The sequence below is a fragment of the Rhodococcus kronopolitis genome (assembly GCF_042654025.1).
Lineage (GTDB): Bacteria > Actinomycetota > Actinomycetes > Mycobacteriales > Mycobacteriaceae > Rhodococcus_G > Rhodococcus_G kronopolitis.
The window spans coordinates 248,423-261,223 of sequence record NZ_JBHSFO010000005.1 but is presented as its reverse complement, the minus strand read 5'-3'; the positions used below and the strand labels follow the sequence as shown (position 1 = coordinate 261,223).

The window sequence follows — 12,801 nt, the reverse complement described above, 5'->3', positions numbered from 1 at the left end:
GCCTCCGGCCCGGCGAGTAGACCGCCATGGCCGCCGACGAACCGGACCAGGACCCCGACGGAGCGGGGGCGTCGGGGGCGGCCCCGGCGAAGGACGTCGGCGACATTGCGCTGATGCTCGGTGCGCTCTCGATCGTGGCCTTCTGGAGTTTCGGCATCGGCGTAATTCTGGGGGTGGGTGCGGTCTTCACCGCCGTGGTGGCACGCAGACGCGCCCTCGCGGCACACCGGCCGGTCACCGTGGAGACCGTCCTGGGCGCCGTGTGCGGGATCGCGGGAATCGTCGCCGGGATGTTCTTCCTGGTCCTGGTCTAGGACGAACCGAGAGTCTGATGCCGCCTTCGGTTCCTCACGCTACGAAGTTGCCGAACGTCGGATTCGCCTGGCAGAGCGGCATGCTGCCGAGGTTGATCGACCCGAACAGCGTCGCCATCACGTTGCCGGGGCCGGTGTAGACGGTCTTCGCCAGGTACGGGTACGCGCCCTCGAGGTTCGCGATGCCGGTCTGGCCGGTGTCGGTGTTGATCCAGGCGACCGTCACCTGGCCGGCGGCCGGGATGGGCGGGGCGGCCGGGAACGAGGCGAACCGGATCCACCCGGGAGCGATCCCCGGCTCGGGACCGGACTGCCCGGTCCCGCCGGTCAGCGACATCAGGCTGCCCTGGTTGGGGCAGCCGATGGTCAGCGCCGGGGGACCGAACGGGTGCGGGGGCAGGGCCTGGCCGGGGGCGGCGAACAGGGCCGCGGCGGCGAGCGGAGCCGTCAGGGCGGTGATCCGGACAATCGTGGTGCGTCGAGCGCCCATGGCTGCTCCTAGGTCCGATTGCGGGGCGCTCGGCCCGGCACGGTCCGTCGATCGGAGAGTAGGCCGCCGAACGTCTTGTGACTCAGCTCACCCTAGCGCCGTAAGAGTCACCCGTACAGATCAGCGGCCGAGCAGGGTGGCCAGGCCGAGGGCCCGCCGGACGCTGATCTCGATGACCACCCGGCTCGGGTTCTCCCGGGGCTCGCGGTACCGGTCGGCATAGCGGGCGACCGCCTCGGCGACCTCCGCGGGATCGTCGCTGACCCGCGCCGGGCCCTCGAGCGTCAGCCACCGCGGACCGTCGATCTGGGTGACGGCCGCGTAGCCGGAGCGCTCGGCGTTGAGCGCCTTCTGCGAGCCGCCGTTGGTGATCACCCGCACCAGTTGGCTCTCGAGGTCCCAGGTGAACCCGACGGCGACCACGTGCGGGGTGCCGTCGCGTCGCAGCGTCGTGAGGGTGGCGAGGTGCCGGTCGCGCAGGAAGGCGTGCGCGTCGTCGGGCAGGTCGGCGGGATCGAAGGGGGTGCGGGCCATGGGCCGACCGTAGTCGAGGACACTTGAGGCCATGAGCGTCGGATCGGTAGTCATCCTCGGTGGCCGCAGCGAAATCGGACTCGAGATCGCCGTCAGGCTCGCGCCCGGCCGCCCGGTGGTCCTGGCGGCCCGTCGCAGCGGCGACCTCGAGTCGGCGCGCGCGGCCGTCCTCGAGGCGGGCGCGGCCTCGGTCGAGACCGTCGAGTTCGACGCCGACCACCTCGCCGACCACGGCCGGGTGCTCTCCGAGATCGCCGAGCTCGGCCCGATCGACACGGTGGTGATCGCCTTCGGCGTCCTCGGCGACCAGGCCCGCGCCGAGGTCGACGCCCAGCACGCGGTGAACGTCGTGCACACCGACTTCGTGGCGCAGGTCGGCGTGCTGACCCACCTCGCGCAGCTGCTGCGCGCGCAGGGCTCGGGCCGGATCGTGGTGTTCTCCTCGATCGCGGGCGCCCGGGTGCGACGCGCGAACTACGTGTACGGCTCGGCCAAGGCCGGGCTCGACGGCTTCGCCAGCGGGCTCGGCGACGCGCTGCACGGCAGCGGGGTGAGCCTGCTGTTGGTGCGCTCCGGCTTCGTCATCGGCCGGATGACCGAGGGGATGACCCCGGCGCCGATGTCGAGCACCCCCGGCCAGGTCGCGGATGGCGTGGTCAAGGCGCTGCGCCGGGGCCGCGCGCGGGTGTGGATCCCCGGCCTGCTGCGCCCGGCCATCTTCGTGATGCGGCTGCTGCCGCAGGCGATCTGGCGGCGGATGCCGCGATGAGCCTGCCGGTCACCGTCGTCGGCATCGGCGCCGACGGCTGGGACGGCCTCTCGCCCCGCGCGCAGCGGGCCGTCACCGACGCCGAGGTCCTGATGGGCTCGACCCGCCAGCTCGGCCTGGTCCCGGAGTCCGCCGCGCGGCGGGTGCCGTGGCCGACGCCGATGGTGCCCGCGCTGCCCGCCCTGTTCGACGAGCACCGCGAGCGAAGGGTGTGCGTCCTCGCGAGCGGCGACCCGATGTTCCACGGCGTCGGCGTCACGCTGTGCCGGGTGCTCGGCCCCGACCGTGTTCGGGTGATCGCGCATCCCTCGTCCGTCTCGCTCGCCTGCGCCCGGCTGGGCTGGCCGCTGCACGAGGTGCCGACGGTCAGCCTGGTGAACCGGCCCGTCGCCACCCTGACGCCCGAACTGCGCGACGGCGCCCGGGTGCTGGTGCTCGGCAACGACCAGCACACCCCGGCGGTGGTCGCGGACCTGCTGCGCGAGGGCGGCTTCGGCGGCAGCCGGATGGTGCTGCTCGAGCAGCTCGGCGGGCCTGCGGAACGGGTGCACGACGGCACCGCCGACGCCTGGCCGCCGGAGGCCGGCGACCCGCTGAACGTGATCGCTCTCGAGGTCCGCGGCTCGGGCGCCGCGCGCCGGCTCACCCGGAACCCGGGCCTGCCCGACGCCGCCTACCGGGGCGACGGGCAGATGACCAAGCACGAGGTGCGGGCGCTGACGCTGAGCGCGCTCGCGCCCGCGCCCGGCGAACTGCTCTGGGACGTCGGCGGCGGCTCGGGCACCATCGGCATCGAGTGGATGCGCAGCCATCCCCGGTGCCGCGCGGTCGCGTTCGAACGCGAGCCGTCCCGGGTCGCGCAGATCCAGGACAACGCGTCGGCCCTCGGGGTTCCGGCGCTGGCCGTGCGCGGCAGCGCGCCCGAGGCCTTCGACGGCGAGGCCGCCGGACCCGACGCGATCTTCGTCGGCGGCGGCGTCACCCAGGACGGCATGCTCGACGCCTGCTGGGCGCGGCTGCGCCCGGGCGGGCGGATGGTCGTCAACGCGGTGACCGCGGAGTCCGAATCGCTGGTGCTGCAGTGGCACTCGCGGCACGGCGGCGACCTGCGCAAGTTCCAGGTCTACCGCGGTGAACCGCTCGGCGGGTTCACCGCCTGGCGGCCACAGCTTCCGGTGGCCCAGTGGTCGGTCTCGAAGCCCGGCCCCGCGACAGAGACGACAGAGGAGTCGAACCAGTGACCATCCACTTCATCGGGGCCGGGCCGGGCGCCGCGGACCTGATCACCCTGCGGGCGTCGCGGATCATCGCGGCCAGCCCGGTGTGCCTGTACGCAGGCAGCCTGGTGCCCGCCGAACTGCTCGCCACCTGCCCCGACGACGCCGAGGTGGTCGACACCGCCCGGATGAGCCTGGACCAGATCGTCGACAAGCTCGTCGCGGCCGACCGCGCCGGGCTCGACGTCGCGCGCCTGCACTCCGGTGACCCGTCGATCTACTCCGCCGTGGCCGAACAGGTTCGCCGCCTCGAGGCGGCCGGCGTCGGGTACGACATCGTGCCCGGGGTTCCCGCGTTCACCGCGGCCGCGGCGGCGCTCGGGCGCGAGCTCACCGTGCCGGGGGTGTCCCAGTCGATCGTGCTGACCCGGGTCTCCACCCTCTCGACGGCGATGCCGCCGGGCGAGGACCTGCGGTCGCTCGGCCGCAGCGGCGCCACGATGGTGGTGCACCTGGGCGCGCACCGGATCGAGCAGATCGCCGAGGAGCTCACCGAGAGCTACGGCGCCGACTGCCCGGCCGCGGTGGTCGCGTTCGCGAGCCGTCCCGACGAGATCGTGCTGCGCGGCACCCTGGCGACCCTGGTCGAGCAGGTGCACGCGGCGGGCATCACCAAGACGGCGGTGGTGATCGTCGGCCGGGTGCTGGCCGCGGAGGGCTTCCCGGACAGCTACCTGTACTCGGCGACGCGGTCCCGCGCGACGCACTGATGCGCCGCGTCCTGGTGCTCGGCGGGACCTCGGAGGCGCGGGCCCTGGCCGCCGCGCTCGCCGTCGAGCCCGCCGTCGACGTGGTCTCGTCCCTCGCCGGGCGGGTCCGCGAACCGGTCCTGCCGGTCGGTGAGGTGCGGATCGGTGGCTTCGGTGGTGTCGATGGGCTGTCGAACTGGCTGCGCAGCAACGACATCGATGCCGTCGTCGACGCCACCCACCCGTTCGCTGCCCGGATCACGGCGAACGCCGCTGCCGCCGCCGACCGTGTCGGGGTCCCACTGCTGGTGCTGCGACGCCCCGAATGGGTGGCAGGCCCGGGGGACCGGTGGCACCCGGTCGCAGACCTCGCCGCGGCCGCCCGCGAGGTGCCCGCGCTGGGGCATCGGGTGTTCCTCACCATCGGTCGGCAGGGCGTCGACGCGTTCGCCGACGCCCCCGGCCGGTACCTGGTCCGGGCCATCGACCCGCCCGAGGTCGCGATGCCGGCCGACGCGACGCTGCTGCTCGACCGCGGGCCCTTCACGGTGGAGTCGGAGATCGCGCTGCTGCGCGAGCACCGCATCGAGGTGGTCGTGACGAAGAACAGCGGGGGAGCGCTGACGTCCGCGAAGCTGGACGCGGCACGCGAACTGGGTCTGCCGGTCGTGATGGTGGCCCGCACGCCGCTCCCGAAGCGAGTGCCGTCCACCGCGAATCCGGACGACGCGGTCGCCTGGGCGTCGGGACGCGCCTGAGCATCCCGACGCCCGGGTCCGACACCCTGGGCGCGGTCGATCCGTGCACGTGTCGTAGCTCACCGCTACTCTGCCGTCCATGAGCGAACCGGTGAAGGGTCCAGCGTCCTACTTTCCGTCGATCGAGGCGAAGTACGGCAGGCCGATCAGCGAGTGGCAGGAGAAGATCCGCGCCTCCGAGCTGACCAAACACCTGGAGCTGGTCAACTGGCTCAAGGCCGAGCACGGACTCGGCCACGGCCACGCGAACGCGCTCGTCGCGCACACGCTGAAGGAGGACGCGGCGGGCAGCTGAACCGAAGCTCGCCGCCGCCCGGGAGTTGCGGCGTTCGGGTGCGGCTGGTGGCCCGCACCCCGGTGCCGTCGGGGGTGGCGTCGACCGCCGATCCGAGCGCCGCCGCGCGATGGGAGTCGGGAGTAGCGTGAGGCACGGGGGACGCTCACCCGAGTGAGGAGAGTCTCGTGACCACATCCGAGCACCACCAGCACACGGACCACGACCACGTCCACGGACCCGACTGCGGACACGTGGCGGTGCCGCACGGCGACCACGTCGACTACGTGCACGACGGTCACCTGCACCGCGTACACGACGGCCACACCGACGAGTGCGAGAGCGCGGGTCACACCGTTCACGGCGAACACGAGCACCACCACGGCGAGGGCTGCGGCCACGTGGCGGTCCCGCACGGCGACCACACCGACTACATCCACGACGGGCACCGGCACGCCCCGCACGGCGACCACTACGACGAGCACTGACTCAGCGCCCGCACAGGCCTACGTCCCCGGCACACAGGCGCTGAGCGTTCAACTCCGGTGTGACGGGGCGAAAACCCGTGTGCGGGGCGAACGGTCAGCCGGGGTAGCGCCGCGGCGTGAACACCTTCCGCTCGCTGCCGGACCCGACGACCGTGGTCAGCGACGAGCCGATGATCAGCAGGCAGCGCATGTCGATCTCGGCGGGGTCGAGTTCGCCGAGCGTGAGGATCCGCACGCTCTCCTGCGGTCCGGCGACGTCGCGGCCGACGATCACCGGGGTCTGCGGCGAGCGGTGTTCGAGCAGCAGGTCCCGCATCGCGCCGACCTGCCAGGTCCGGGACTTCGACGCCGGGTTGTAGACGGCGATCGCCATGTCCGCCGCCGCGACCGCGGAGATCCGCTTGGCGACTATGTCCCAGGGCTTGAGCCGGTCCGAGAGCGAGATCATCGCGTAGTCGTGGCCCAGCGGCGCGCCGACCCGGCTGGCCACGGCGTGCGCGGCGGTCATGCCGGGCAGCACCCGGACCGAGACCTCGGACCACTGCGGCTCCGCGCTCATCTCGACCACCGCGGCGGCCATCGCGAACACGCCGGGATCACCGGAGGACACCACGACGACGCGGGCGCCCCGCTTGGCGAGGTCCAGCGCCATCGCCGCGCGCTCGGACTCGACCTTGTTGTCGCTGGCGTGGCGGAGCTGGCCGGCGACCACGGGCACCCGGTTGACGTAGGTGGTGTAGCCGACGATGTCGGTGGCGCGGGACAACTCGTGACGCACCTCCGGGGTGGTCCAGGCGTCGTCGCCCGGACCGAGACCCACGACGACGACCTCGCCCGGACCGGCCGCGGGCGTCGCCGCGGGGTTGTTCGACGGGCTGGGCACCAGCGCGATCGAGAAGTAGGGCACCTGCGACTCGTCCACCTCGGCGGCCGAGAGCACCCGCTGCCGATCCGTGCTGGCCCGCTCGACGTAGCTGGCCTCGGCGAGCCGGCCGGAGTCCTTCAACGCCTGACGCACCGCGGGGAACGTCCGGCCCAGCTTGAGGATCGCCGCCGAGTCGGTCTCACGCAGACGCCTGGTCAGCTCCTCGACGGGGAGCGTGCCGGGCAGCACGGTGAACACCTCGTCGCGCTCGACCAGGGGCACCCCGAGCGCGGCGGAGGCCGCGCTGACGGAGGTGACGCCGGGGATCACCTCGGCGTCGAAGCGGTCGCACAGCCGCTTGTGCATGTGCATGTAGGAGCTGTAGAACAGCGGGTCGCCTGCGGCGAGCAGGGCCACCGACCGGCCGGCCTCGAGGTGCTCGGCCAGCCGCTGCGCGGCCGACTCGTAGAACTCGTCGATGGCGCCCTGGTAGCCGCCGGGATGGTCCACGGTCTCGGTGGTCACCGGGTAGACCAGGTGCTCCTCGAGCTGGCCCTCGCGCAGGTACGGCTCGGCGACGGCCCGGGAGATGCTGCGTCCGTGCCGGGCGCTGTGGAAGGCGATGACGTCGGCCTCGGAGATGATCCGCGCGGCCTTGACCGTCACCAGTTCGGGGTCACCCGGGCCGAGCCCGATGCCCCAGAGCTTGCCCGCCATCACTCGACCTCCGTCGCGATCGCGTTGAGGGCGGCGGCGGTGATCGCGCTGCCGCCGCGGCGGCCCCGCACCACCAGGTACTCGGTCTCGCCGGCGCGCACGATCAGGTCCTCCTTGGACTCCGCGGCACCGATGAACCCGACCGGGCAGCCGATGATCGCCGCAGGCCGGGGCGCGCCCTGGTCGATCATGTCGAGCAGGTGGAACAGCGCGGTCGGGGCGTTGCCGATCGCGACCACCGCGCCCTCGAGCTTGGGGCCCCACAGCTCCAGCGCCGCGGCGGAGCGGGTGTTGCCCAACTGCTCGGCGACCACCGGCACCCGCGGGTCGCTCAGCATGCAGAGCACCTCGTTGTTGGCGGGCAGTCGCTTTCGGGTGACACCGGAGGCCACCATCGTCGCGTCACACAGGATCGGGGCGCCGGCGCGCAGCGCGGCACGTGCCGCGGAGACGACGCCGGGGGAGAACGCGACGTCGTCGACGAGGTCGACCTGGCCGCAGGCGTGGATCATCCGCACCACCGTCTGCGAGACGTCCGCGGGGAACCGGGTCAGGTCCGCCTCAGCCCGGATGGTGGCGAAGGACTGACGGTAGATCTCGGCGCCGTCGCGGATGTAGTCGGTCATGCGCACCACGATAGTGGCTTCAGGACGACGGCCGATCCACCCGGTAGCCGTCGCCGGTGGCCACCACGTCGGTAACCTCACCGCGCGGTCGGCCGCACTTCCGCTCGCAGCCGACCCAGTGCTGACGGCCCTCGCCGATCTCGCCTGCCGCCAGCGCGGCGCCCAGGTCGGCCCGCACGTCGGCCAGCGCCTTGCCGCAGCCCGGACGCCCCGTGCAGGCGCTGACCTGCAGCCACGGCGAGTTCTCGTCGAAGATCAGGCCCATCGGCGCGAGCACCCGCACCACCTGCTCGGCGGTCCAGTCGTCGAGGTCGCAGATCAGCACCGAACGCCACGGCGTGACGACGAGCGGCTTGTCCACCGCCGCCAGGAACTCCGCGACCCGAGCGCTCATGGTGCCGAGGGCGAGCCCGGCGGCGAGGGTCACGGCGCCGTCGCCGTGGTCGAGCCAGCCGATCGGCCCGGTGCCCACGGCGGGCAGGTCCAGGGTGTCGGCGCTCCCCGCGCCCAGGCCCAGCCCGCTCAGCACCCGCTCCACGCCGCCGTCGATCTCGTGCAGGCGCCACTGGTCCTCGCGGATCTCGAGCAGCAGGCGCGCGGCGGCGAGCAGCACCTCGACGCCGTCGGCCGCGGGGACCCGGGCGCCGTGGTCGCGGCCGGCGAGCACCAGCGCCACCTCGTCGGCCCCGACCGCGTGCAGGCCCAGGTCCGCGGAGAGCCCGGAGACGTCGCCGCGGCCGTCGTCGAGGGAGAACATCACCCGTCCCGGCAGCGCGGCCAGGGCGGGATCGGCGCACAGCCCGCGGTCGAGGGCCGAGGTCCAGTCGCGGACGTCCACCAGCCCGCCGATCCGTCCGGAGAGGGGGCTGGCCAGGATGTTCCGCACCCGCTCGTGGCTGAGCGAGGGCAACAGCCCGGCGTCGGCGAGCCGGTCCGCGAAGGCGGCGGGGTCGGTGACGGCCCGCAGTTGGATGTTGCCGCGGGAGGTCAGCTCGAGCTCGCCGCCGGCAAGGTCGTGGGCCGCGGAGGCCAGGACCTGCAGCTGCGCGGGGGTCAGCGCGCCGCCGGGCAGCCGCACCCGGGCCAGCGCGCCGTCGGCGGCCTGGTGCACCTGCAGGGCGCCCGGGCAGGCGTCGGGGCGGGACCGGTCGCCGGTGGCGGGTCGGGGGGAAATCGGGTTCGCGGACATCGTCTCCAGGTTACGTTCCGCGCACCGGTAGGCTCAGCGGCGCTTGCGACAGCTCACGAGGAAACCGGTGCGAATCCGGTGCGGTCGCGCCACTGTGACCCGGCACGTCCGGGGAGTCAGACACTCGTGCGCTGCCGTTCCGGAACCAATGGGGCGCGAGACCCCGAGGAGGCCACACCCGTGATCCTGCTGCTGTCGACGTCCGACACCGACCTGCTCAGTGCCCGCTCCAGCGGCGCCGACTACCGCTGGGCCAACCCCGCCCGGCTGCTCGTAGACGACCTGCCCGGCCTGCTCGACGGCGTCGACCTGGTGGTGGTGCGGATCCTCGGCGGCAAGCGCGCCTGGGAGCAGGGCCTGGACGCGGTGCTCGCGGCGGGCCTGCCGACCGTCGTGCTCGGCGGCGAGCTGGCCCCGGACGCCGAACTGATGGAGCTGTCCACGGTGCCCGGCGGCGTCGCCGCGGAGGCCCACGCCTACCTCGCCGAGGGCGGGTCGGAGAACCTGCTGCAGCTGTCCAACTTCCTCTCCGACACGGTGCTGCTGACGGGCCTCGGGTTCGACGCGCCCGCGCACACCCCCACCTGGGGCCACCTGGACCGGCCGTCCGCAGCGGCGGACGCCGACGCGACCGTCGCGGTGCTCTACTACCGCGCGCAGCACCTGGCCGGGAACACCGCGTACGTCGAGGCGCTGTGCCGGGCGATCGAGGACCGCGGCGCCCGGGCGTTGCCGATCTTCTGCGCCTCGCTGCGCACCGCCGAACCGGAGCTGCTCGACGCCCTGCGCGCGGCCGACGCGATGGTCGTCACCGTGCTGGCCGCCGGCGGCACCCGGCCCGCGGGCGCCACCGCGGGCGGCGACGACGAGGCCTGGGACGTCACCGAACTCGCCGCGCTGGACGTGCCGATCCTGCAGGGCCTGTGCCTGACCAGCAGCCGCGAGACCTGGGAGGCCAGCGACGACGGACTCTCGCCGATGGACGTCGCGACCCAGGTCGCGGTGCCCGAGTTCGACGGCCGGCTGATCACGGTGCCGTTCTCGTTCAAGGAGATCGACGCCGACGGCCTGACCGCCTATGTCCCCGACCCCGAGCGCGCCGCCCGCGTGGCCGGCATCGCGGTGCGGCACGCGAGGCTGCGGCACATCCCGGTCGCGGACAAGCGGATCGCGCTGATGCTCTCCGCGTACCCCACCAAGCACGCCCGGATCGGCAACGCCGTCGGCCTGGACACCCCCGCCAGCGCGATCGCGCTGCTCACCCAGATGCGCGACGCCGGTTACGACCTCGGCCCGCTCGACGGCGAGGATGCGCTGCCGGGCCTGGCGGCCGGGGACGGCGACGCGCTGATCCACGCGCTGATCGCCGCGGGCGGTCAGGACCCGGACTGGCTGACCGCCGAGCAGCTCGAGGGCAACCCGATCCGGATCTCCGCGGCCCGCTACCGACAGTGGTTCGACACGCTGCCCGCGGACCTGCGCGACGGCGTCGAGGAGCACTGGGGCGCCGCGCCGGGCGAGCTGTACGTGGACCGCTCCGCCGACGCCGACGGCGAGATCGTCGTCGCGGCAATGCAGGTCGGCAACGTGGTGCTCATGGTGCAGCCGCCCCGCGGATTCGGCGAGAACCCCGTCGCGATCTACCACGACCCGGACCTGCCGCCGAGCCACCACTACCTGGCCGCGTACCGCTGGCTGGCGGCGCGGCCGGACGAGGGCGGGTTCGGCGCGGACGCGGTGGTGCACCTCGGCAAGCACGGCAACCTGGAGTGGCTGCCCGGCAAGAACCTCGGCATGTCCGCCTCCTGCGGCACCGACGCCGCCCTCGGCGAGCTGCCGCTGATCTACCCCTTCCTGGTCAACGACCCGGGCGAGGGCACCCAGGCCAAGCGCCGCGCGCACGCCACCCTGGTCGACCACCTGATCCCGCCGATGGCCCGCGCCGAGTCCTACGGCGACATCTCGCGGCTCGAGCAGCTGCTCGACGAGCACGCCAACATCTCCGCGCTCGACCCCGCGAAGCTGCCCGCCATCCGCCAGCAGATCTGGACGCTGATGCGGGCCGCGAAGATGGACCACGACCTGGGCCTGGCCGAGCGTCCCGAGGAGGACGTCTTCGACGACATGCTGCTGCACGTCGACGGCTGGCTGTGCGAGATCAAGGACGTGCAGATCCGGGACGGGTTGCACGTGCTCGGTCAGGCGCCGCGCGGCGACGCCGAGGTGGAGCTGGTGCTGGCGATGCTGCGGGCCCGGCAGATGTGGGGCGGCGAACAGCACGTGCCGGGCCTGCGGGAGGCGTTGGGCCTCAGCGAGTCCGAGGTCGGCGTGGACGGTGCCGAGTCCCGCACCCGGGTCGACGCCGTGGAGGCCACCGCCCACGAGCTGGTGCGGGCGATGGCGGCCGCCGACTGGGATCCCGACGCCGCGGACGCGCTGTCCGCGGACGAGACGGTCCGGCAGATCCTCCGGTTCGCGGCCACCGAGGTGGTGCCGCGGCTGCGTCAGACCGACGACGAGATCACCCAGGTGCTCCGCGCGTTGGACGGCCGCTTCATCGCGGCAGGCCCGTCCGGCTCGCCGCTGCGCGGGCTGATCAACGTCCTCCCGACCGGCCGCAACTTCTACTCCGTCGACCCCAAGGCCGTGCCGTCGCGGCTGGCCTGGGAGACCGGTCAGGCGATGGCCGAGTCGCTGCTGGCGCGCTACCTCGCCGACCACGGCGAGTACCCGAAGTCGGTGGGCCTGTCGGTGTGGGGCACCTCGGCGATGCGCACCTCCGGCGACGACATCGCGGAAGTCTTTGCGCTGCTCGGCGTCCGGCCGGTGTGGGACGAGGCCAGCCGCCGCGTCACCAGCCTGCAGGTGATCCCGACCGAGGAGCTGGGCCGGCCGCGCGTGGACGTCACGGTCCGGATCAGCGGTTTCTTCCGGGACGCGTTCCCGCACGTGCTGGCGCTGCTCGACGACGCCGTCCGGCTGGTCGCCGACCTCGACGAACCCGCCGAGCAGAACTACGTGCGGGCGCACGCCCAGGCGGACCTGGCCGAGCACGGCGACGAGCGCCGCGCCACCACCAGGATCTTCGGCTCCAAGCCGGGCACCTACGGAGCCGGGCTGCTGCAGCTGATCGACTCGAAGAACTGGCGCGACGACGCCGACCTGGCGCAGGTGTACACCACCTGGGGCGGCTACGCGTACGGCCGCGGCCTGGACGGGGCGCCCGCGTCGGACGACATGCGGACCGCGTACCGCCGAATCGCGGTGGCGGCCAAGAACACCGACACCCGCGAGCACGACATCGCGGACTCCGACGACTACTTCCAGTACCACGGCGGCATGGTCGCGACCGTCCGCGCGCTGACCGGTAAGTCCCCGGAGGCCTACATCGGCGACAGCACCCGCCCCGACGCGGTGCGCACCCGCACCCTGTCGGAGGAGACCGCGCGGGTCTTCCGGGCCCGGGTGGTCAACCCGCGCTGGCTCGAGGCGATGCGCAGGCACGGCTACAAGGGCGCCTTCGAGATGGCCGCGACGGTCGACTACCTCTTCGGCTACGACGCGACGACCAACGTGGTCGCGGACTGGATGTACGAGAAGCTCGCCGAGACCTACGTGCTCGACGAGCAGAACCGCAAGTTCATGACGGAGTCGAATCCGTGGGCGCTGCACGGGATTGCGGAGCGACTGCTCGAGGCCGTCGAGCGGGACATGTGGGAGGAGCCGTCGCGGGAGGTCCTCGACGGTCTGCGGCAGGTCTACCTCGAGGCCGAGGGCACGCTCGAGGGGGAGTAGCACCGGGACGAACCGC

13 protein-coding genes and 1 riboswitch are annotated in these 12,801 nt (G+C 73.3%); of the genes, 8 read left to right on the top strand and 5 right to left on the bottom strand.

From position 1 onward, the window contains the following. The first annotated feature begins 26 nt into the window (after positions 1 to 26). Complete coding sequence (locus tag ACFO6S_RS12445; protein WP_378417354.1) at positions 27 to 314, top strand: hypothetical protein; 288 nt, start codon at positions 27 to 29, stop codon at positions 312 to 314. A gap of 34 nt (positions 315 to 348) precedes the next feature. Here the strand turns inward: ACFO6S_RS12445 and ACFO6S_RS12440 are convergent, their stop codons facing one another. Together ACFO6S_RS12440 and ACFO6S_RS12435 are read right to left on the bottom strand one after the other, a co-directional pair. After that, entirely contained in the window at positions 349 to 804 is a 456-nt protein-coding gene (locus ACFO6S_RS12440) for a hypothetical protein (RefSeq protein WP_378417352.1), read from the bottom strand. Between the two features lie 120 nt (positions 805 to 924). Beyond that, entirely contained in the window at positions 925 to 1,338 is a 414-nt protein-coding gene (locus ACFO6S_RS12435; protein WP_378417350.1) for a pyridoxamine 5'-phosphate oxidase family protein, read from the bottom strand. A 31-nt stretch (positions 1,339 to 1,369) separates the two neighbouring features. On the opposite strand from ACFO6S_RS12435, the gene ACFO6S_RS12430 reads away from it, so the two are divergent. The 6 genes from ACFO6S_RS12430 (at position 1,370) to ACFO6S_RS12405 (ending at position 5,593) form a co-directional block, all read left to right on the top strand. Continuing rightward, on the top strand, positions 1,370 to 2,107 hold the full coding sequence (locus tag ACFO6S_RS12430; RefSeq protein WP_378417348.1) for an SDR family NAD(P)-dependent oxidoreductase: 738 nt from the start codon (positions 1,370 to 1,372) through the stop codon (positions 2,105 to 2,107). After that, entirely contained in the window at positions 2,104 to 3,348 is a 1,245-nt protein-coding gene (gene cbiE / locus ACFO6S_RS12425) for a precorrin-6y C5,15-methyltransferase (decarboxylating) subunit CbiE (RefSeq protein WP_378417346.1), read from the top strand. Before ACFO6S_RS12430 ends, cbiE begins: the two co-directional genes overlap by 4 nt. Next, positions 3,345 to 4,094 carry a precorrin-4 C(11)-methyltransferase gene (gene cobM / locus ACFO6S_RS12420; protein ID WP_378417344.1) on the top strand — a complete coding sequence of 250 codons (750 nt, stop codon included), beginning with the start codon at positions 3,345 to 3,347 and terminating at the stop codon, positions 4,092 to 4,094. Before cbiE ends, cobM begins: the two co-directional genes overlap by 4 nt. After that, complete coding sequence (locus tag ACFO6S_RS12415) at positions 4,094 to 4,831, top strand: cobalt-precorrin-6A reductase (protein ID WP_378417342.1); 738 nt, start codon at positions 4,094 to 4,096, stop codon at positions 4,829 to 4,831. The genes cobM and ACFO6S_RS12415 overlap by 1 nt, the downstream gene beginning before the upstream one ends. A 79-nt stretch (positions 4,832 to 4,910) precedes the next feature. Next, the gene (locus tag ACFO6S_RS12410; protein ID WP_378417341.1) at positions 4,911 to 5,126 is read left to right on the top strand and encodes a DUF4287 domain-containing protein; all 216 of its coding nucleotides are present in this window, start codon (positions 4,911 to 4,913) and stop codon (positions 5,124 to 5,126) included. Positions 5,127 to 5,293: 167 nt separating this feature from the next. Further along, positions 5,294 to 5,593 carry a hypothetical protein gene (locus ACFO6S_RS12405; protein ID WP_378417339.1) on the top strand — a complete coding sequence of 100 codons (300 nt, stop codon included), beginning with the start codon at positions 5,294 to 5,296 and terminating at the stop codon, positions 5,591 to 5,593. Between the two features lie 94 nt (positions 5,594 to 5,687). Here the strand turns inward: ACFO6S_RS12405 and cobJ are convergent, their stop codons facing one another. From cobJ to cobG, 3 genes are read right to left on the bottom strand one after another with little or no spacing between them, the layout of a single operon-like run. After that, positions 5,688 to 7,175: a precorrin-3B C(17)-methyltransferase gene (gene cobJ / locus ACFO6S_RS12400; RefSeq protein ID WP_378417337.1), complete on the bottom strand. Its 1,488-nt coding sequence runs from the start codon at positions 7,173 to 7,175 to the stop codon at positions 5,688 to 5,690. Next, on the bottom strand, positions 7,175 to 7,801 hold the full coding sequence (locus ACFO6S_RS12395; protein WP_378417334.1) for a precorrin-8X methylmutase: 627 nt from the start codon (positions 7,799 to 7,801) through the stop codon (positions 7,175 to 7,177). The genes cobJ and ACFO6S_RS12395 overlap by 1 nt, the downstream gene beginning before the upstream one ends. 19 nt (positions 7,802 to 7,820) lie before the next feature. Continuing rightward, positions 7,821 to 8,990, bottom strand: a complete 1,170-nt coding sequence (gene cobG / locus ACFO6S_RS12390) for a precorrin-3B synthase (protein WP_378417332.1) — start codon at positions 8,988 to 8,990, stop codon at positions 7,821 to 7,823. Between the two features lie 4 nt (positions 8,991 to 8,994). Further along, a riboswitch (cobalamin riboswitch) is annotated at positions 8,995 to 9,136 on the top strand. A gap of 34 nt (positions 9,137 to 9,170) precedes the next feature. On the opposite strand from cobG, the gene cobN reads away from it, so the two are divergent. After that, positions 9,171 to 12,785: a cobaltochelatase subunit CobN gene (gene cobN / locus ACFO6S_RS12385; protein WP_378417330.1), complete on the top strand. Its 3,615-nt coding sequence runs from the start codon at positions 9,171 to 9,173 to the stop codon at positions 12,783 to 12,785. Positions 12,786 to 12,801: the final 16 nt, after the last annotated feature.

Coding starts and splice junctions, on each gene's coding strand:
- ACFO6S_RS12445 (WP_378417354.1), top strand. CDS start 27: ATGGCCGCCGACGAACCGGACCAGGACCCCGACGGAGCGGGGGCGTCG.
- ACFO6S_RS12440 (WP_378417352.1), bottom strand. CDS start 804: ATGGGCGCTCGACGCACCACGATTGTCCGGATCACCGCCCTGACGGCT.
- ACFO6S_RS12435 (WP_378417350.1), bottom strand. CDS start 1,338: ATGGCCCGCACCCCCTTCGATCCCGCCGACCTGCCCGACGACGCGCAC.
- ACFO6S_RS12430 (WP_378417348.1), top strand. CDS start 1,370: ATGAGCGTCGGATCGGTAGTCATCCTCGGTGGCCGCAGCGAAATCGGA.
- cbiE (WP_378417346.1), top strand. CDS start 2,104: ATGAGCCTGCCGGTCACCGTCGTCGGCATCGGCGCCGACGGCTGGGAC.
- ACFO6S_RS12415 (WP_378417342.1), top strand. CDS start 4,094: ATGCGCCGCGTCCTGGTGCTCGGCGGGACCTCGGAGGCGCGGGCCCTG.
- ACFO6S_RS12410 (WP_378417341.1), top strand. CDS start 4,911: ATGAGCGAACCGGTGAAGGGTCCAGCGTCCTACTTTCCGTCGATCGAG.
- cobJ (WP_378417337.1), bottom strand. CDS start 7,175: ATGGCGGGCAAGCTCTGGGGCATCGGGCTCGGCCCGGGTGACCCCGAA.
- ACFO6S_RS12395 (WP_378417334.1), bottom strand. CDS start 7,801: ATGACCGACTACATCCGCGACGGCGCCGAGATCTACCGTCAGTCCTTC.
- cobG (WP_378417332.1), bottom strand. CDS start 8,990: ATGTCCGCGAACCCGATTTCCCCCCGACCCGCCACCGGCGACCGGTCC.